Consider the following 18,952-nt stretch of genomic DNA (forward strand, 5'->3'; position numbering starts at 1 on the left):
AACCGAATATCGAGCCCTCCGGCGCCGGAATGGGGAATAATCGCGCATGTCGATCCTGCAAAAGATCAACGCCAAACTGAACGAATTGACTGTTGCAGACCGAAAGATCGGCCAGTTCATCGTCGATCATCCAGAACAGGTACTGAAGCTTTCCTCTTCCGCGCTCGCGGTCGCAACCGGTCGGAGTCAATCCAGCGTCGTCAAGTTCAGTCAGAAGTTCGGGTTTGACGGCTATCAGGAACTTAAACTCGCCGTCAGCGAGGCGCGCGCCAAGGAATGGCAGGTTCCGGCAGGCATGGTCCATGGCAGCATTGAGACCGGGGACAGCTATATCACGGTTCTGCAGAAGCTTATCGGCAGTAAACTGCAATCCATGCAGCAGACGATTTCCGTCAACAATGAAAAAGGTATCGACGGCGCTTTGCAAGCCCTGATCAGCGCCCGGCGTATCCACCTCGCCGGCGTCGGCGCATCGTCACTCGTCGCACGCGATTTTTCTTACAAGCTGATGAAGCTCGGTCGCAATGTGATGCACGACAGCGATAGTCACATCCAGATGGCCAATGTTTCCACATTGCACGAAGGCGATGTTCTGTTTGCTCTTTCCTATTCCGGAACGAGCATTGAAACCCTTCGCATTGCTGAACAGGCTAAAAAATGGGGAGCGACTGTGATTGCCGTCACAGGACTCAACGAGAACCCGCTCAATAAGATCGCCGACATTCGTCTGTACACAGTCGCAGACGAAGAACGCGTTCGCTCATCATCGATCACCGCACGCGATGCACAACTGGTTCTGACGGACTTGCTTTTTATCCTGCTATTTCAGCGACAACAGGATGCCAATGATTATGTACATAAAAGCGAAGCCGCAGTGTCTTCGCTGAAAATATAAGCGGTTGGATCAATCAATAATAGCTGCGGCGGCCAGGCTCGCAAGAGCGGCAACGAATGCCACTGCGACAGCGCCGACCTTGGTGAAAAGATTGAACATGTCGCCAGGCGTTTCACGGTTGGACATGTTGAGATAGACCAGCGCAGCGACGATGATGACAATCGAAAAACCGAAAGCGGAAACCCACTGCCATATCTCGGACATGAAACCTCACAAACGCTGAACTCATTTTGAAACTGCGCGAATTATATCAAAACATTATTACTACAGTGTGATGTCACTTAATGTTTCACATTCAAGCCTGCAATGTACCATAGGACGTTTGGTCCGGTAATCATCAATTTGTGAGCGCTTGCCTCTCTCATGCAGTTGCAGGAATGGTTTCGCATCTGTCGCAATAAATGCTGAAAAACGAACTCCACATCGTGTTACGCCGATTGACCTTATAGTCCTGCACTTTTGAACACAAGAGCAGAGAGATTACTTTCAGACAGCGCAAGCCGTGATATATCTGGCGACAAGTGAGCCGCTTTCAGACACAGGCTTGCGCACAAACAAAATCACAAAGGTATGCATTATGACTTTACCGTCATCTCCTCCGCGGGTCGAACAGGAAGAGCGCTTGGAACGACTGGCATTGTTGCAAGGCAAGTTGAGAGAGCGCGGGATTGGCGGCCTTCTGCTCGGACCAACGGCAAGTTTGCGTTATTATACCGGGCTTGTCTGGCACATCAGCGAACGTTTTCTGGGTGCCCTCGTCACACCGTCGGAAGTCATTTATATCGTTCCCGGCTTTGAACAGAGCCGCGTAGAAAGCCTGCCGCATCTGCCAGGAGAAATCCGTGTTTGGCAGGAGGAAGAAAGTAGCGCAGCGCTGATAGCATCACTCATTCCGGCAAGCGTGACACTTGCCGTGGACGATGCCGTGCCGCTGTTCGTCTATAATGCGCTTAAACAGGAAATCTCGCCGGAGCGCTTGCTTGACGGCGGCGAACTGATCCGTGAACAGCGCATCTGCAAGTCAACCAATGAAATCGCTATTATTCAGTACGCGATGGATCTGACGCTTGAAGTTCATCGCCGAGCGCACGCGCTGATCAAGCCCGGTATTGCCGCAAGCGAAGTGGTGCGCTTTATCGATGAACAGCACCGTGCCCTCGGCGCCGCAGGCGGGTCGACATTCTGCATCGTCTCGTTCGGAACGGCGACTTCGTTGCCACATGGCGCAGATGGCGAACAGTTCTATCAGCCCGGTGACGTTATCCTTGTGGATACCGGGTGCCGGATTGATGGCTATCACTCCGATCTCACGCGCACCTACATGCTGGACGATCCAAGCGCAGAGTTTTCGCGCATATGGGCAATTGAACGCGAAGCGCAGCAAGCCATTTTTGACGCAGCAAAGCTTGGTGCGGCTTGTTCAACCCTTGACGATGCAGCACGCACTACGCTCGTGAAGTATGAATTGGGACCGGATTATGCGCTACCCGGCCTTCCGCATCGAGCCGGTCACGGCCTTGGTCTGGAAATTCACGAGGCTCCATACATCGTTCGCGGGAATTCACTCCCACTTGCTAAAGGCATGTGCTTCTCCAACGAGCCGATGATCGTGGTCCCGGACCAGTTCGGTATTCGTCTGGAAGATCATATCCATATGACGGCAACCGGACCGAAATGGTTTACCCAGCCAGCGAAAGGCCCAACCGAACCTTTCGCATAATGCCATCACTGCTGCTATCGATTGCCGGGCATTCCCGCCCAGCTCTCCGATTGCTTCTCGCCAATACCGATCAGATCAATGGCTCGCGCCGCGATCTGATCAGCCACATCCTCTACCGATTGGGGTTTGAAGTAAAAGGCCGGAACCGGCGGCATCACAATCGCGCCCATTTCTGTCACCGTGCACATATTCCGCAGGTGAACCAGATGTAGCGGCGTTTCCCGCGCGATCAGGACCAGCTTGCGCCGCTCCTTCAAATGAACGTCCGCAGCGCGGGTTAACAGACTGTCGCTGTACCCCGTTGCGATCGCCGCGAGCGTCCGCATGGAGCACGGCGCAACGATCATACCGGCCGTTGCGACTGATCCGCTCGCAATCAGTGCACCTATATCGCTGACGGAATAACTTCTGTGCGCCAGCCTGTGCAGAAGCGCATAGCCGTCTGGACCCAACTCGTGGCGCAATGTGTGTCGCGCTGCGTCCGATACGACCAAATGGGGCTCGACATCGCTTAAAGCAGAAAGCTGTTCCAGCAGTTTGAGCGGGATGAGAGCGCCCGATGCGCCGGAAATGCCAACAACAACCCGTTTCATCGCATGCTTTCCTTAATCAACCCAAGCTCGCCCCACATTGCATCCACGCGGGCGATTACATCGTCGCTCATCTTCAGCACCGCACCCCATTCCCGGTCAGTTTCCGCACTGATTTTGTTGGTCGCATCAAGTCCGAGCTTCCCGCCCAGACCTGAGCGCGGCGACGCGAAATCGAGATAGTCCACTGGTGTGTCGGTAAGCGTGATGACATCGCGACTGGCATCGAAGCGTGTGGCAAGTGCCCACATGACGTCATCCCAGTTGCGGACATTTATGTCGGGATCGACGGCGATTATGAGCTTCGTGTAACTGAACTGTGGCAGCATCGACCAAAGCCCCATCATCACCCGCCGCGCCTGACCGGGATAGCGCTTGTCAATCGAAACGACTATTGCCCGATAGGAACACGCCGCTGGAGGCAACCACAGATCGGCGATTTCCGGGAATTGCTTTCGTACAATTGGCACGAACAGCTCGTTCATCACTTCGCCAAGTCTTGAGGGCTCGTCCGGCGGGCGACCGGTATAGGTCGAAAGATAGACCGGGTTTTCCCGCATGGTTATCGCTGTCACCTGCATGACCGGAAATTCCTCGACACTATTGTAATAGCCCGTGTGATCACCATAAGGCCCCTCTGGCGCTATCACTGATGTGGAAACTCGCCCTTCCAGAATGATTTCAGCGTTAGCGGGCACGGAGAGCGGCACAGTGTGCGCATCAACGACGGAAGGCCTTCGTCCAGCAAGCAGGCCCGAGAAGCCCAGTTCGCTCATCCCTTCAGGCAAGGGCATAACGGCTGCAAGGATCGTCGCCGGATCGGCCCCGATAGCAACGGCAACAGGCATATCCTCGCCTCGCTTTTGCCACATGCGGTGATGACGCGCACCGCCGCGATGGGCGAGCCAGCGCATGATCAACTTATCCCGGCCAAGCTTCTGCATCCGGTAAATTCCGACATTTACGTCGGATGGATCGTCTGGCGCCCGCGTGATAACCAGCGGCCAGGTAACAAGCGGCGCAGGCTCTCCCGGCCAACACCACTGGATCGGCAGTAGATCGAGGTTGATTGCTTCGCCTTCGAGTATCGTCGCCTGCACCGATGCGCGTCGGAGCTGCCGAGGACGCATATCCAATGCTGCCTTTGCCAAAGGCAGCTTGCTCCATATTTCCCCTGCTGAACGGGGCGGCTTTGGTGCACGCAGTTCCGCAAGCATCTCCGCAAGATCGGGAATTTCCTCGACGGCACGACCAAGTCCCAATGCAATACGTCGCGCGGAACCAAAAAGATTGGCCACGAGTGGAATTGAATGTTGATGACCGTCTGCATCGACCGGTTGTTCGAAGAGTAATGCCGGACCATCCACTTCGAGCACACGCTTGTGGATTTCTGTTATTTCCTGGACGAGCGAAACCGAACGTTTGATCCGAATGAGATCGTTGCGCCGTTCAAGCTCCGACAAAAAGCTTTGCAGGCAGTCGTAATGTGACGGAAGAGAGCGAGCCGTTTTCATGCCCTTAGTTTTGAATATCGAATTCCTTCGCCGTCTTTGATCTGAATCAAACTGTCATTGTATTGAATCGCCTAGTTCTGAACTCACCTTGTAAAGCTCACCGGAGCTGAGTGATGATGAAGATACCTCCGGCTGTGGCTGTTCCAGCCCGGCTTGTTCCGCCTTTTCTGATCGCCCCTTTTGTCTCGCGCATTTTCTTTCAAGTAATGCGCGCGCATCCGGGCCTCTTCGAGCGTCTCGGAGACTATGCGACGAAGCGGTTCCGTTTTCGCCCGTCCGACATACCATTCGCTTTTGTGATCGAGCCGGATAAGCCGCGCATCACAATCGTGCGCGGCGACGAAGCGACGGAGGTCGACGCAGGCATCGAAGGACCACTGGTTATGCTGCTAGCGCTTCTCGAAGGTAAGCTTGATGGAGATGCGCTGTTCTTCTCCAGGGATGTTACCGTGACGGGCGACATGGAGGCCATGCTAGCGCTTCGCAATGCGCTGGATGACTGCAATATAGACCTTCCATCCGACCTCGGCACAAGTGCAGGACCATTTGCCCCGATGGTCCGCGGCATCGCGAATTACGTACGCAGCAAGGCCCTCGGCAAGGAAGCTACCGGATGGAACTGATTTGCCCTGCAGGAACGCCATCGGCCTTGCGTGAAGCAGTGGGTGCTGGAGCGGATGCGGTCTATTGCGGCTTTCGCGACGAAACGAATGCACGCAACTTTCCCGGCCTTAACTTCAACCGTGACGAACTACGCGACGCAATCCAGTTCGCCCATGCTCGTAAAACGCAAGTTTTCGTTGCCATCAATACGTTCATGCGCGCAGGCGATGAGCACATTTGGTATCAAGCTGTAGACGATGCGTCCTCCCTTGGCGCAGATGCAGTCATCCTCGCCGATTTCGGGCTCATGGCCTATACTGCCGAGAAGCATCCAACACAGCGGCTCCACGTATCCGTACAGGCCTCAGCTTCCAACGCAGACGCGATTCAGTTTCTCGTCGATGCATTCAAGGCTAAGCGTGTCGTGTTACCACGCGTTCTGACCATTGCCGATATTGCGAAACTCGGCCGCAAGATCGGCTGCGAAATGGAAGTATTCGTGTTCGGTGGACTATGCGTGATGGCAGAAGGACGATGCTCTCTGTCGTCCTACGCCACCGGCAGATCGCCCAACATGAACGGTGTTTGCTCACCGGCCAGCCACGTCCGCTACCGGCAAGACGGAGAGGAACTCGTCTCCGAGCTCGGTGATTACACGATCAACCGTTTTCCTTTGGGCGAACCCACCGGCTATCCAACACTCTGCAAAGGCCGCTTCAATATCGCAGACGATCAAGGATATGCATTTGAAGATCCGGTTTCGCTCGATGTCATGAATCATATCGACGAGTTGCGAGCGGCGGGCGTCTCGGCGCTCAAGATTGAAGGGCGCCAGCGTGGCAGGGCTTATGTTGGTGAAGTCGTCGCCACACTTCGTCAGACACTCGCAGCAAGTCCCGAACGTCGCGCCGCCATTCTGTCCCGCCTCCGTCTGCTGAGCGAAGGCCAGCAAACGACTTCGGGCGCTTACGACAAACGCTGGAGATAGATATGTCAGCACCCAGCCTCAGCCTTGGTCCCGTTCTCTTCCTGTGGGACGGCCCAAAATGGCGGGATTTTTATTTTCGTATCGCCGATGAAGCCCCGATCGATCGCGTCACCGTCGGTGAAATCGTCTGCTCCAAACGGTTCCATTTCCTGACACCTTATATGGATGCTGTGATCGAGCGGCTGCAACGCGCAGGAAAAACGGTGAACGTCGGTTCGCTGGCGCTTGTCATGCTTGAACGGGAAGCAAAACAGGTCCGTCAAACAATCAAGGAGGCGACACTGCCAGTCGAGGCAAACGATCTGTCGGCGCTGGGGCTGTTGTCCGGTGTGCCGCATATAGTCGGTCCACTGGTCAATGTTTATAATGCTGCGACTGCCAAGGTTCTTGCGGCCCGTGGTGCACAGTCTATCTGCCTGCCGCCAGAGTTACCAATCAGATCAATCCGGGAGATCGTCAAAGCCGCGCCTGAGATTGCGTTTGAAGTATTCACGTTCGGACGAGTGCCGCTCGCCATTTCAGCTCGTTGTGCGCATGCGCGATCCAAGGGCCACATAAAGGACAACTGCCAATTTGTTTGCGGTGAAGAGCCAGACGGACTGCCAGTCAAAACCCTGGATAGCCAACCATTTCTGGCACTGAACGGTGTGCAGACGCTCTCTCATACCTGTCAGTCACTGATTGAGGACCTTCCTGAGCTGCAAGAAGCAGGGATCAGGCGTTTTAGACTGTCACCGCAAGACTGCGATATGGTGGAAGTAGCCCGTATCCATGACGAGGTGCTAAACCGATCTATCAGCCCTGACGACGGCATTGCGCGCTTGAGAACTGTCTATCCGGGCGTCCCGCTCTCCAACGGGTTCTTGCATGGGAACATCGGGGCTGCATGGATCAGCGGTCAACGTTCAACAGCGGCAAGCTAGACACAGGAAGCTCTTAATTCCGTCGAAAAAATCCTAGTCCTCACCTTCGGCGATCAATTTCAGATGCCGGAGGTCGCGAACGAGCAACGATTGTCTGCCACCTTCCACCCAGCCGTTAGTCTGCCACTGGCTGATAATACGCGAAACCGTGTGCAAAGTTGTTCCGGTCAATTCAGCGATATCTTGTCGCGAAACCGGAAAATCGATTCGCACACCGCCACTTTCTTTTACCCCAGCTTCACGAACAAGTCTCAGCACTGCATGTGCCACACGTGGTTCGACTTCTTGGGTTGATATCTCTCTGATGCGATTGTGCGCGGCATCCAGCCTGCGCCCGATCATCTGCATCGTATTGACAGCGAGTGCGGGGCTGCGCGCCATGAAATCAGTCATCATTTCCATCGGCCAGGCAAGGACGGAACTATCGACCGCAGCCAGAGGCGTACCGGGATAGTCTTTGCGCCCCAACGCTACCGCGAAGCCGAAAAGTTCTCCGGGATTGACAACCCGCACAATAATCTGCTGCCCAGCGGCGGTAACTTGCATAACTTTCAACCGTCCATGCAACAACACAAAAAAGTGGCTTGCATCGTCACCTTGATTGAAGACGGCGGCTCCTTTCGGAACAGCGCGCCGAGTAGCCAGACCAAGAAACTGATCTAAACCCGCATCATCCATGCCGGCAAAGACCGACAGGGAGCGGATCTGTGTTTTATCAAGGGGGGTAGCCATCACATCCTCATTGCCAGACCGTCGTCTGGCAAAAACTTGGCGTCAATATCAGCGGGTTCGCTGGCATCGTTATCAAACCAACCCCGTAATGAAAACATCAATCACGCTTTCTGAAGGTCGAAGCGTCAATTGCAAGCTTTTGCAGGCGGGCGTAGAGACTGCGCCGCGGCAATTGCAGCAGAATTGCAGCAACGCCTACATCACCGTTGCAACGATCCAACGTCGCGCGAATAACGCCGTCTTCAAAACGGTCCATCTGCTCCGACAGCGAAAGCGGACTGGGCTCCGTAATTGGATCGTGGCGCAATCCCAACACGACCTGCTTGGCATAGTTGCGCAGTTCGCGGACATTTCCCGACCATTCGTCCGAGTTCAATCGCGCTTCCATGACTGCATCAATTGCAGGTCGCGGTTGGCTGAACTGTGCTGCCGCTTCGTCAAGAAAATAGGAGAAAAGCAGACCGATATCCTTCCGTCGCTCGCGCAGAGGCGGAACACGGAGCCTGACCGTTTCAAGGCGATAAAACAAATCGGAACGAAAGCGACCGGAAGTCACAGCTTCCTCCAGATTGCCTTTCGCAGCCGCTATGATCCTTAGATTGACCGCGCGCGGCTCTCCTGAAAGCGAAGGCAACTCACGCTCTTCGACAACACGCAGCAGCTTGCCTTGAACGGACGGTGACATGCTATCGACTTCATCGAGAAACAATGTGCCGCGATCCGCGTCGGCTATTCTGCCGCGCTGAATGCGGCTACCGAACAGAACCTCATCGGCAATGGCGTCGGGCAACGCGGCACAATCGATGGCAACAAAACTGCGGGCATGACGCGCGCTCCAGCGGTGCAGGAGGCGAGCCACCAATTCTTTTCCGGTCCCGGTTTCGCCTTCTATCAACACATCGACATCGACACTGGCTAGCTGGCGGATCGTGTCACGCAGTCGCACCATCACCGGCGTCTCGCCAAGTAAGGGATAATCCTGCTCGGCATTTGCCGCAGCCCGGCGAAGGCGGCGATTTTCCAGCACCAGCCGGCGCATTTCCAAAGCGCGGCGTACGCTCGATATCAGATGATCGGCAGCAAAAGGTTTAGCTATGAAATCGAACGCTCCTTTCTTGAGCGAGGCCACAGCCATTCCAATGTCGCCATGCCCAGTCATCAAAATGACTGGCAGTTCCGGGTCACGCGCCAGCAATGCTTCCATCACCGCATGTCCATCGACCCGCGGCATGCGGATATCGGTCACAACGATGCCCGGATAGTCAGGCGTCAAACTGGTCAAAGCGGACTGACCGTCACCGTGCACTTCAATATCAAGACCTGCGATTTCAAATGAATCGGCCAAGGCCGTACGAAATGCTGCATCGTCATCGACCAGCATCACGCGCAAAGGCTCACTTTCCGACAAGGCCACCCTCCTCTTTCGCCCGCTTCAAGGTTGCCGCGAAAGCTGCACCGCCAAGCTGCGATGGAACGACGCGTAGCGTTCCTTCTAATTCGGTCATGAGGTCTCTCGCGATGCCCAGCCCCAGACCGAGGCCGTCCGCTTTTCCTGTAACAAATGGGCTAAAAATCTCGTCAGCCAACTGGGGATCAATGCCGGGGCCGTTATCGTCCACGACAAGGGAAATCTGGTCGCCCTCGTCGCGGACGCTGAACGAAACACGTGGATTCTTGATGTTCACGACCGCATCCAATGCGTTCTGCAGCAAATTCACCAGCACCTGCTCCGATCTGACGCGGCAGGCGAGTATCACCAAGTTGGAACGCTCGGGTATATCCAGTTGAACCTTGGCGTTGCGGAACCGGTCTCCCATCAGTAGCATTGTGCCATCCACAAGCTCATTCAGCGGGAGCGAGCGAACGACACCGCTGCGACGGCGCGCAAACCGGCGCATTTCCTGTGTGATAGAGCCTATGCGCGCTGTCAGTTCCACAGATGTATTGAGGTTTTGGGCGACCTTATCGAGCTTGCCATGTGCTAGATGATGCTGTGCGTTTTCGGTGAGCGTCCGAATGGTCGCGACTGGTTGGTTGATTTCATGCACCAGCCCTGCGGTTATCGACCCTAGGGAGGCGAGCCTGTTCGCCTGGGCGAGCTCTTCCCGCGCATCACGAAAGCGTTTGTCGGCCAGTTCACGTTCCGCCATTTCCGCGCTCAATGCGGCAGTGCGCTCTTCAACTGCAGTCTCGAGTTCGGCACGATAGGCTGCCGCACGCGCTGCGCGGCTCACTCGCCAGTAAACGGCACCGGCGATCATGACAAAAACGAGCATAACTGCCACCGTTATCAGGCGCGCAAGATCGTTGGCAGCGCGTAGCGCCCGCCCCATAGGTTCGATATGAACCAGTTTCAGAGAAGTTTCGGCAATCGGCTCGTCGACCGCAACTGAATACTGGCCAGACGGCCCGATCATCATCCCATCCGGCGCAAAACGATAATTGCTCGGCTTCATATCCGCAGCATTGAACTGTCCACTCTCGATAATCTTTGTGCGTTCTGTAGTTGATATCGGCTGAAAAGAGCGAAGGTCTTCGGCCTTATCAGTGGAGGCCAGTATGATCCCGCGAGGATCAACAACGAAGGTCTGGCCGGGGTCATTTGCCCATGTTTGCACCAGTCTGTGGAATTCAAATTTGATGACGACCACACCAACCGGACTGGCCTGATCACCGATGCGCCGCGCCAAAAAAAGGCCGAAACGCCCACTCAAATCACCTATGGCATAATACTCTGCCGAACCTCCTGCCATCGCGCCCTTGAAATAAGGCCGGAAATCGTAATTGCGTCCGACAAAGCTCTCCGGCGTATTAGCATTCGATGACGCAATAACAGTTCCGTCACGAGCGATCACATAGATGATTGGTGAACCAATCTGATGTGCAAGAAGTTCAAGCTTTCGGTTCAGGCGAGTGGTCGCGTCCTCCGATCTGCCAGCAAGCACATCACGCAGATCGCTATATTCCTTCAAAACCACAGGCAACAACCGGAACTTTGCCAGTTCACTGTCTATCAGGCGGGTCTGTTGACGCGCTATAAGCGTCGCATTTTGCCGAAGACCATCAAGCGCCTCGTTTTCCGCCCACAGCCGGGCGGAAAACCACACACCGATTGCCAGCAAGAAAGCCAGGGCAACCAAAAGGAATTTTGTAATACTCGATGGCACCTTCATTTGTGCAGATTTATGCAAAATCAAACAAAGAGTCACGCAGAATCTTGCACAATACCTGCACGAAAGTATATCGAAATCGGCAAAGAATCATTTAATTTCAATAGTTTAATCTTTTTAAATTCGCCCTCTGGCGGTCATTGTTCAGCTACAGCATGTTAGCGCTACTTCGAAAAAGGGAGTTTCGAAGAGAGGAGCTTAACCGTGAACCGCATCAATATAGCACCCGCATCGCAATCACTTCCGGAGCCACTCTTATCGGCTGGGTCACTGATGTTGCGTGCTCGAAGCTGAAGCGGAGCGCGGAGTGAGATTATTCACCAGCGCCAAACAAGCCTTCTCTCACGAACCTAAGTGGAAGTGCAGAGAGACGAGTTAATGGCGACGGAAAAACACCCTGAAACCGTTTCGCTGATCCGGTTCCACAACAAGGGGTGAAATTCAAAAATCCAGAGATTGGAAGGAGCAACCCATGGTCTCAATTACAAGTGAACGGAGTGAAGTGCAAAGCACCAATAGCCGCCTGAAATCCATCATCGGTGGCTCGACCGGCAATCTGGTCGAATGGTTCGACTGGTATGTTTACGCAGCATTTGCGCTCTATTTTGCACCGCACTTCTTCCCGTCTGAAAGCCAGACCGCGCAGCTTATGAGTGCTGCCGCAGTCTTTGCAGTCGGCTTTGTCATGCGCCCCATCGGTGCGTGGATCATGGGTATTTACGCCGACCGCAAGGGTCGCAAGGCGGGTCTTGCGCTGTCCGTGACGCTGATGTGTGCAGGTTCGCTCATCATCGCATTAACGCCCGATTATCAGACCATCGGCCTCGCAGCCCCAGCCCTTCTCGTGCTCGCACGTTTGATGCAGGGCCTGTCAGTCGGCGGCGAATATGGCGCCAGCGCCACCTATCTGTCGGAAATGGCAGGCAAGGATCGTCGCGGCTTCTTCTCCTCGTTCCAGTATGTCACGCTCATTTCAGGCCAGCTTCTCGCAATCTTGCTTTTGATTGTGCTTCAGTCGACCATGGAGACCCCGGCACTGGAAGCCTGGGGCTGGCGTATTCCGTTCTTCATCGGTGCATTGCTCGCCGTTGTCGTGTTCTGGCTGCGTCGCGGCCTTGCGGAAACCGAAAGCTTCAAAAACGCCAAGACCAAAGACACTCCAAAGTCCGGTTTCTGGACGCTTATCAAGCATCATCCGAAGGAAACCGCTCTCGTCATGCTTCTGACTGCCGGCGGTACGCTCGCATTCTATGCTTACTCGATCTACATGCAGAAATTTCTGGTGAATACGTCCGGCTTCAGCCGTGAAGTGGCAAGCCAGATCAATGCCGTGACCCTTTTCATCTTCATGTGCCTGCAGCCCATCGCTGGCGCTTTGTCAGACAGGATTGGTCGTAAGCCATTGATGATCGCGTTCGGCGCCGCAGGTGTTCTTTTCACCTATCCGATTTTCACGACGCTAGAACAGACCCGCGACCCGATCACGGCTGGTCTGCTGGTCATGGGTGCGCTCATCATCGTCACCGGCTACACCTCCATCAACGCTGTGGTGAAGGCGGAACTTTTCCCGGCGCATATCCGTGCACTCGGCGTAGCCCTGCCCTACGCACTGGCCAACACTCTCTTCGGTGGTACTGCCGAATATGTTGCACTAAGCTTCAAGAATGGTGGCTGGGAACGCGGGTTCTACTGGTACGTCACCATCATGATTGGCATTTCCCTCATCGTTTATCTGCGTATGCGGGATACGAGCAAGGACAGCATGATCAAGGAAGACTGATACCGCCTCCCAAGCGACAAAATGCCGGACTTAACCGTCCGGCATTTTTATTCCTCCTGTTGTACTGTCCGAAACCGCCCAGGGCTTTGCCCCATCCATTTATGGAAGGCGCGATAAAAGGCGCTCGGCTCACTGTAGCCAAGTTCGGCAGCCACCTCCGCCACGCTCAACCTGTTTTCCTGCAATAGCCTTTCAGCAATAACGAACCGCAACTCATCCTTGATCGTGCCAAAGCTCTGCCCCTCCCCGCGCAGCCTGCGTCGCAAGGTCGGGACGGACATGCCAAGTCCCTTCGCAAGCTCGTCAAAAGAAGGCCAGTCTGTGATTGGCAAAGCATTCAATTGCGCGCGTACCCTTGCGGAAAGATCATTATCATGACGATAGCGGATCAGAATATTGGCGGGAGCCTCTCGTAAAAAACTGTCCAGCGCTACATCGCTGCGAATGATCGGCAGTGATAGATAGGACGATGAAAAAACCAGTCGCGTCACCGGCTGGTCGAACAGGACCGGCGCTCCGAAGAACTTGTGATAGTCTTGACGGTGGACCGGTGCCGGACAAGCAAAGTCGAGCGTCCGCAACGGAATACGTCGCCCGATCAGCCAGCAGACCACACCCATCAGGATCAGCCAATAGGCACGATAAGCAAAGGCAGGTCTCGGGTGCCCGGCATCGGTCAGAACAACATGGGCCATGCCATCACGGATTCGCAATTCGCCCCGTGGATCATCCAGCACCACATTGAGAAACTGCAAAGCCCGTCGCAAAGCCCGTTCCAGCGTGCCAGCATGCAGCACGGCATGACAAAGCAGATTGAAGCTGCCGGGGCGCATCGGCCTTGCAGCCAGCCCAAAGAATTCGTCGTTGATCGTTTCGGCAATCAGCCACCACAAACGACCATATTCCACATTAGTGACGGGTTTTGTCACTGTCTCCGGCAGGCCGATCTTCGTCATCAGGGCAGCCGTATCCATGCCCTGGACACGCACACTTTCCAGCGCATCCTCGACAAAGCCCGGTGCAATATTTTGGCGTTCCATGGCTTCTCTATATTGCAAAATCGATCACACATTAATGCATCTAATGTCATTGTTTGCAATGCGTGACGCGCTAACCTTTAGGTATGGTTGGCCACGAGGAGGTGGCGGTCAGGGAGGTTATACTGGATGACTGAAACGTCCGTTTCAGCGCCACTGGCGCGTTATGCTGATGCAGTTGCACAATTTCGCATCGAAGATGCCATCGCAAAGCTTCACGGCAATCCTGAAAAAGGCATTAATGCCTGTATTGAATGCTGCGACCGGCATACGGGTGATAATCGCGTAGCCCTGCACGCGATTGCAGCCAATGGCGAACTTTCCGAATTTACCTTCGAGAACCTGCGCGATATGGCCGCTCGTGTCGGCAATGTACTAAAAGATGCGGGTGTCGGCGCTGGTGACGTAGTCGCCGGCCTGTTGCCGCGCACACCAGAACTCATTGCAACCATTCTCGGCGCATGGCGTGTCGGCGCTATTTATCAGCCGCTTTTCACCGCTTTCGGCCCAAAAGCAATCGAACACCGCCTGAAAACCGGCAGCGCAAAACTGGTCGTCACCAACACGGCCAACCGCTCCAAGCTGACAGAAGTTGAAAACTGCCCCAAAGTCGCAATCGTGCTGGCGCCCAGCGAAGATCTGCCAGCCGGCGACATCGATTTTCGCACGGCGACGGCTTCTGCTTCGGTTGATTGCGCGCCAGTGCTTCGCAAGGGCAGCGATCTGTTCATGATGATGTCGACTTCCGGCACCGCTGGCCTGCCCAAAGGCGTACCGGTCCCGCTTTATGCGCTGATGGCATTTGGCGCTTATATGCGTGAAGCCATCGGTCTGCGTTCCGACGATATTTTCTGGAACATTGCCGATCCGGGCTGGGCCTATGGCCTTTACTATGCTGTGACCGGGCCATTGCAACTTGGCATGGCAACCACGCTTTACGAAGGCGGTTTCACCGCCGAAAGCACCTACGACATCATCGAGCGTCTTGGCGTCACCAGCCTTGCCGGTTCGCCGACTGCCTTCCGTCTGTTAATGGCCGAGGGACCGGAAGCTGCGAAACGTGTCAAAGGTCGCCTGCGTGTGGTGTCGAGCGCCGGAGAACCGCTTAACCCGGAAGTCATTCGCTGGTTCGACGCATATCTTGGCGCACCGATTTACGATCATTACGGCCAGACCGAACTCGGCATGGTGGTGAATAATCATCACGGCCTTGAACATTCCGTTCGACACGGTTCGGCTGGCTATGCAATGCCCGGCTATCGCATTGCCGTTCTGGATGAACAGAGCAATGAGCTCGGTCCTAATCAGCCCGGTATTCTTGCTGTCGATGTTGCAAAATCGCCGCTTCTCTGGTTTTCCGGCTATTACAAGCAGGAAACACCAGCCATTGCGGACGGTTACTATCGCACCGGAGATACAGTGGAATTCGAGCCGGATGGTTCGATCAGCTTCATAGGCCGTGCCGATGACGTTATAACATCATCAGGTTATCGCATTGGACCCTTCGATGTCGAAAGCGCCCTTCTTGAACACGCAGCCGTCAATGAAGCAGCGGTCGTCGGCGTACCTGACCCGCAACGAACGGAAATTGTGAAGGCATTCGTTATCCTTGCACCCGGTTTCGAAGGTACGCATGAACTGAAGGATGAGCTGGCGTTGCACGTGAAGAAGCGGCTCTCCGCGCATTCCTATCCGCGCGAAATCGATTTCGTGAACGAGCTTCCCAAGACACCAAGCGGAAAAATCCAACGGTTCCTCCTGCGCAAGGCGGAAATCGACAAACAGCAACAGACGAAGGCCTGAGGACAAGATTATGCAGATTAAGGATCGGGTATTTCTGATTACTGGCGCAAGCTCTGGCCTCGGTGCAGCAGTTGCGAAAATGGCCGTCGGTGCCGGTGGCAAAGTCATGCTTCTCGATGTAAATGCGGAAGCTGGTGAAGCGCAGGTCAAGACGCTTGGTTCGGCGGCGAACTTTCATCGCACCGACGTCACCAGCGATGCGGATGGCAAGGCTGCCATCGCGGCAGCGCTTGAGGCTTTCGGGCACGTCGATATACTCATCAATTGTGCGGGTGTGGCACCGGGCGAAAAAGTTCTCGGTCGCGATGGCGCACATAAGCTGGAAAGCTTCACGCGCGCAATTTCGATCAACCTGATTGGCACATTCAACATGCTGCGCCTTGCTGCCGAAGCCATGGCAAAGAACGAGCCCGGTGAAGGCGGAGAACGTGGCGTCATCATCAACACGGCGTCGGTTGCAGCCTTTGACGGCCAGATTGGGCAAGCTGCCTATTCCGCTTCCAAGGGCGGCGTTGCTGCCATGACCTTGCCTGTGGCGCGCGAGCTTGCGCGACATGGCATCCGCGTCATGACCATTGCGCCCGGAATTTTCGCCACGCCGATGATGGCGGGCATGCCGCAGGAAGTCCAGGATGCCCTCGGCGCTTCCGTGCCTTTCCCCCCTCGCCTCGGTCGCCCGGGCGAATATGCGGCTCTTGCCCGCCACATCTTGGAAAACCAGATGCTCAACGGTGAAGTCATCCGTCTGGATGGCGCACTTCGCATGGCAGCAAAGTAACGAGGAACAATCATGTCCAACAGCGATCCTATTGTCATTGTCGGTGCTTCTCGTACTCCCATGGGCGGCTTTCAGGGCGATTTTGCCAACGCCCAGGCGACCGATCTTGGTGCCGCCGCCATTCGCGGCGCACTTGCGGGCGCGGGTCTTGCACCGGAAGCGGTCGAAGATGTCTATATGGGCTGTGTTCTGCCTGCCGGTCAGGGACAGGCTCCTGCGCGTCAGGCCTCAATCAAAGCCGGATTGCCGGTTTCAACCGGCGCGACGACGGTCAACAAGATGTGCGGCTCGGGCATGAAGGCAACCATGCTGGCGCACGATCTGCTGCTGGCAAGTTCTGCCGATGTCATCGTGTCCGGCGGCATGGAGAGCATGACGAACTCCCCCTATCTGCTGCCAAAGGCACGTGGTGGGTATCGTATGGGACACGGCCAGATTATCGATCATATGTTTCTCGATGGGCTTGAAGATGCCTATGACAAAGGTCGTCTGATGGGCACCTTTGCCGAAGACTGCGCGGAAGCCTACCAGTTTACTCGCGAAGCTCAGGATGAGTTCGCCATTGCCTCTCTGACACGTGCGCAGAATGCTATCACGAACGGCCTTTTCGCCGCCGAAATTACCCCCGTTTCAGTGAAAGCTGGACGTAGCGAAGTTGAAATTTCCATTGATGAGCAGCCCGGCAAGGCGAAACTGGAAAAAATTCCCACCCTTCGCCCGGCATTTCGTGACGGCGGCACCGTGACGGCTGCCAACTCCTCCTCGATTTCGGACGGTGCGGCAGCCCTTGTTCTCATGCGTGCTTCCGAAGCGGAAAAGCGCGGCCTCACCCCACGTGCGGTTCTGGTCGGCCATGCGACCCATGCCGACAAGCCGAATCTCTACCCGACCGCCCCGATCGGTGCTATAAACAAGCTTTCAGCGAAAATCGGCTGGAACCTGAAAGATGTCGATCTCTTTGAGATCAATGAAGCTTTTGCGGTCGTAACCATGGCGGCCATGCGTGATCTTGATCTACCGCACGACAAAGTCAACATTCATGGTGGCGCTTGCGCCCTTGGCCATCCCATCGGCGCGTCAGGGGCGCGCATACTTGTCACCCTGCTTTCAGCCCTTGAAACCCATGGTTTGAAGCGCGGTGTTGCTGGCATCTGTCTGGGCGGCGGCGAAGCGACTGCGGTTGGTATCGAGAGGATCGTCTGATGCTCTTGAGCGATACGCAGGAGCAGATTCGCGACGCCGCCCGGCAGTTCGTGCAAGAACGGCTCGCGCCGGGTGCCGCCGCACGTGACAGGGAACACGCTTTTCCACGCGCGGAGCTCGCCGAAATGGGCGAGCTTGGTTTTCTCGGAATGCTGGTGCCGGAAGAATGGGGTGGTTCCAATCTCGGTACGGTTGCCTACGCTCTGGCGCTGGAAGAGATTGCTGCGGGCGATGGGGCATGTTCGACCATCGTTTCGGTCCATTCATCCGTCGGCTGCGTTCCGATCGTGCGTTTCGGCACCGACGAACAGAAACAGCATTTTCTTCCCAAGATGGCAGCCGGTGAATGGATCGGCGGGTTCGCGTTGACCGAGCCACAGGCCGGCTCGGATGCGTCTGCGCTCAAAACCCGTGCACGCCGCGACGGTGATTATTATGTGATCGATGGCTCCAAGCAGTTCATCACGTCGGGTAAGAACGGCAGCGTGGTGATCGTGTTTGCCGTTACCGATCCATCGGCAGGCAAGAAAGGCATTTCGGCTTTCATCGTGCCGACCGACACTCCGGGCTACGAGGTTGTTTCCGTCGAGCACAAGCTCGGCCAGCATTCGTCGGATACGTGTGCGCTCGCTTTCACCAACATGCGCATCCCAGTAGAGAACCGACTGGGCGATGAGGGCCAGGGCTACAAAATCGCGCTTGCCAATCTGGAAGGCGGACGCATCGGCATTGCGGCGCAATCAGTCGGTATGGCTCGCGCAGCGTTCGAAGCTGCATGCGCTTACGCCAAAGAGCGCATTACATTCGGCAAGCCGATTATCGAGCATCAGGCCGTCGCTTTCAGGCTCGCCGACATGGCAACGAAGATTGAGACAGCCCGTCAGATGGTTCTTCATGCAGCTGCGCTGCGCGAGGCGGGCAAACCCTGCTTGACGGAGGCCTCAATGGCCAAACTCGTTGCCTCCGAAATGGCAGAACAGGTCTGCTCCGCCGCGATCCAGATTCATGGCGGCTACGGTTATCTTGCTGATTATCCGGTTGAGCGCATTTATCGCGATGTTCGCGTCTGCCAGATTTACGAAGGCACCAGCGACGTGCAGCGTCTCGTTATAGCGCGAGGATTGTGACGGTCACCTGCGATAGTGTTTGCAAGCCACGGTGAAAATCGGCCAAAAGATCGCGTGCGGATACGAGGTCTATCCGCGTGCAAAATGTG

The 18,952-nt window shown here is 55.5% G+C and carries 17 protein-coding genes; 10 read left to right on the forward strand and 7 right to left on the reverse strand.

Annotated features, from left to right (window positions below; all coding sequences use genetic code 11):
* Window positions 1-46: 46 nt before the first annotated feature.
* Entirely contained in the window at window positions 47-895 is an 849-nt protein-coding gene (locus AAE521_RS22865) for a MurR/RpiR family transcriptional regulator (protein WP_071633840.1), read from the forward strand.
* A gap of 9 nt (window positions 896-904) precedes the next feature.
* On the opposite strand, the gene AAE521_RS22870 is transcribed toward AAE521_RS22865, so the two are convergent.
* Window positions 905-1,099, reverse strand: a complete 195-nt coding sequence (locus AAE521_RS22870; RefSeq protein ID WP_342062584.1) for a hypothetical protein — start codon at window positions 1,097-1,099, stop codon at window positions 905-907.
* A 373-nt stretch (window positions 1,100-1,472) separates the two neighbouring features.
* Here AAE521_RS22870 and AAE521_RS22875 point away from each other — a divergent pair, with 373 nt between their 5' ends.
* Window positions 1,473-2,615 carry a M24 family metallopeptidase gene (locus AAE521_RS22875; protein ID WP_342062585.1) on the forward strand — a complete coding sequence of 381 codons (1,143 nt, stop codon included), beginning with the start codon at window positions 1,473-1,475 and terminating at the stop codon, window positions 2,613-2,615.
* A 14-nt stretch (window positions 2,616-2,629) separates the two neighbouring features.
* Here AAE521_RS22875 and AAE521_RS22880 read toward each other — a convergent pair whose 3' ends face one another.
* The gene (locus tag AAE521_RS22880; protein WP_342062586.1) at window positions 2,630-3,208 is read right to left on the reverse strand and encodes a UbiX family flavin prenyltransferase; all 579 of its coding nucleotides are present in this window, start codon (window positions 3,206-3,208) and stop codon (window positions 2,630-2,632) included.
* Window positions 3,205-4,719 (reverse strand): UbiD family decarboxylase, encoded by a 1,515-nt coding sequence (locus AAE521_RS22885; RefSeq protein ID WP_342062587.1) that lies wholly within the window; start codon window positions 4,717-4,719, stop codon window positions 3,205-3,207. The genes AAE521_RS22880 and AAE521_RS22885 overlap by 4 nt, the downstream gene beginning before the upstream one ends.
* Window positions 4,720-4,832: 113 nt before the next feature.
* Here AAE521_RS22885 and ubiT point away from each other — a divergent pair, with 113 nt between their 5' ends.
* Genes ubiT through AAE521_RS22900 form a run of 3 tightly spaced genes read left to right on the forward strand, consistent with a single transcriptional unit; the run spans window position 4,833 to window position 7,233 of the window.
* A complete protein-coding gene (ubiT, locus tag AAE521_RS22890; protein ID WP_342062588.1) occupies window positions 4,833-5,342 on the forward strand; it encodes a ubiquinone anaerobic biosynthesis accessory factor UbiT in 510 nt (169 codons plus the stop codon).
* Window positions 5,333-6,310 (forward strand): ubiquinone anaerobic biosynthesis protein UbiU, encoded by a 978-nt coding sequence (gene ubiU / locus AAE521_RS22895; RefSeq protein WP_342062589.1) that lies wholly within the window; start codon window positions 5,333-5,335, stop codon window positions 6,308-6,310. The genes ubiT and ubiU overlap by 10 nt, the downstream gene beginning before the upstream one ends.
* A gap of 2 nt (window positions 6,311-6,312) precedes the next feature.
* On the forward strand, window positions 6,313-7,233 hold the full coding sequence (locus AAE521_RS22900) for a U32 family peptidase (protein ID WP_342062590.1): 921 nt from the start codon (window positions 6,313-6,315) through the stop codon (window positions 7,231-7,233).
* A 33-nt stretch (window positions 7,234-7,266) separates the two neighbouring features.
* Here the strand turns inward: AAE521_RS22900 and AAE521_RS22905 are convergent, their stop codons facing one another.
* From AAE521_RS22905 to AAE521_RS22915, 3 genes are all read right to left on the reverse strand, one after another.
* Window positions 7,267-7,965, reverse strand: a complete 699-nt coding sequence (locus AAE521_RS22905) for a Crp/Fnr family transcriptional regulator (protein WP_071633847.1) — start codon at window positions 7,963-7,965, stop codon at window positions 7,267-7,269.
* Window positions 7,966-8,062: 97 nt separating this feature from the next.
* A complete protein-coding gene (locus tag AAE521_RS22910) occupies window positions 8,063-9,373 on the reverse strand; it encodes a sigma-54-dependent transcriptional regulator (protein ID WP_071633848.1) in 1,311 nt (436 codons plus the stop codon).
* A complete protein-coding gene (locus AAE521_RS22915; protein WP_342062591.1) occupies window positions 9,360-11,138 on the reverse strand; it encodes a sensor histidine kinase in 1,779 nt (592 codons plus the stop codon). Before AAE521_RS22915 ends, AAE521_RS22910 begins: the two co-directional genes overlap by 14 nt.
* Before the next feature lie 469 nt (window positions 11,139-11,607).
* On the opposite strand from AAE521_RS22915, the gene AAE521_RS22920 reads away from it, so the two are divergent.
* Complete coding sequence (locus AAE521_RS22920) at window positions 11,608-12,915, forward strand: MFS transporter (protein WP_012092554.1); 1,308 nt, start codon at window positions 11,608-11,610, stop codon at window positions 12,913-12,915.
* Window positions 12,916-12,962: 47 nt separating this feature from the next.
* Here AAE521_RS22920 and AAE521_RS22925 read toward each other — a convergent pair whose 3' ends face one another.
* Window positions 12,963-13,955: an AraC family transcriptional regulator gene (locus AAE521_RS22925; RefSeq protein ID WP_342062592.1), complete on the reverse strand. Its 993-nt coding sequence runs from the start codon at window positions 13,953-13,955 to the stop codon at window positions 12,963-12,965.
* Window positions 13,956-14,081: 126 nt separating this feature from the next.
* Here AAE521_RS22925 and AAE521_RS22930 point away from each other — a divergent pair, with 126 nt between their 5' ends.
* From AAE521_RS22930 to AAE521_RS22945, 4 genes are read left to right on the forward strand one after another with little or no spacing between them, the layout of a single operon-like run.
* Window positions 14,082-15,755 (forward strand): acyl-CoA synthetase, encoded by a 1,674-nt coding sequence (locus AAE521_RS22930; protein WP_342062593.1) that lies wholly within the window; start codon window positions 14,082-14,084, stop codon window positions 15,753-15,755.
* A 10-nt stretch (window positions 15,756-15,765) separates the two neighbouring features.
* Entirely contained in the window at window positions 15,766-16,533 is a 768-nt protein-coding gene (locus AAE521_RS22935; protein WP_342062594.1) for a 3-hydroxyacyl-CoA dehydrogenase, read from the forward strand.
* 12 nt (window positions 16,534-16,545) lie between these two features.
* Window positions 16,546-17,736: an acetyl-CoA C-acyltransferase gene (locus tag AAE521_RS22940; RefSeq protein WP_342062595.1), complete on the forward strand. Its 1,191-nt coding sequence runs from the start codon at window positions 16,546-16,548 to the stop codon at window positions 17,734-17,736.
* Window positions 17,736-18,863: an acyl-CoA dehydrogenase family protein gene (locus AAE521_RS22945; RefSeq protein ID WP_342062596.1), complete on the forward strand. Its 1,128-nt coding sequence runs from the start codon at window positions 17,736-17,738 to the stop codon at window positions 18,861-18,863. Before AAE521_RS22940 ends, AAE521_RS22945 begins: the two co-directional genes overlap by 1 nt.
* Window positions 18,864-18,952 lie beyond the last annotated feature (89 nt).

It is taken from the genome of Brucella cytisi (assembly GCF_038433355.1).
In the GTDB taxonomy this organism is placed as follows: Bacteria; Pseudomonadota; Alphaproteobacteria; order Rhizobiales; family Rhizobiaceae; genus Brucella; species Brucella cytisi.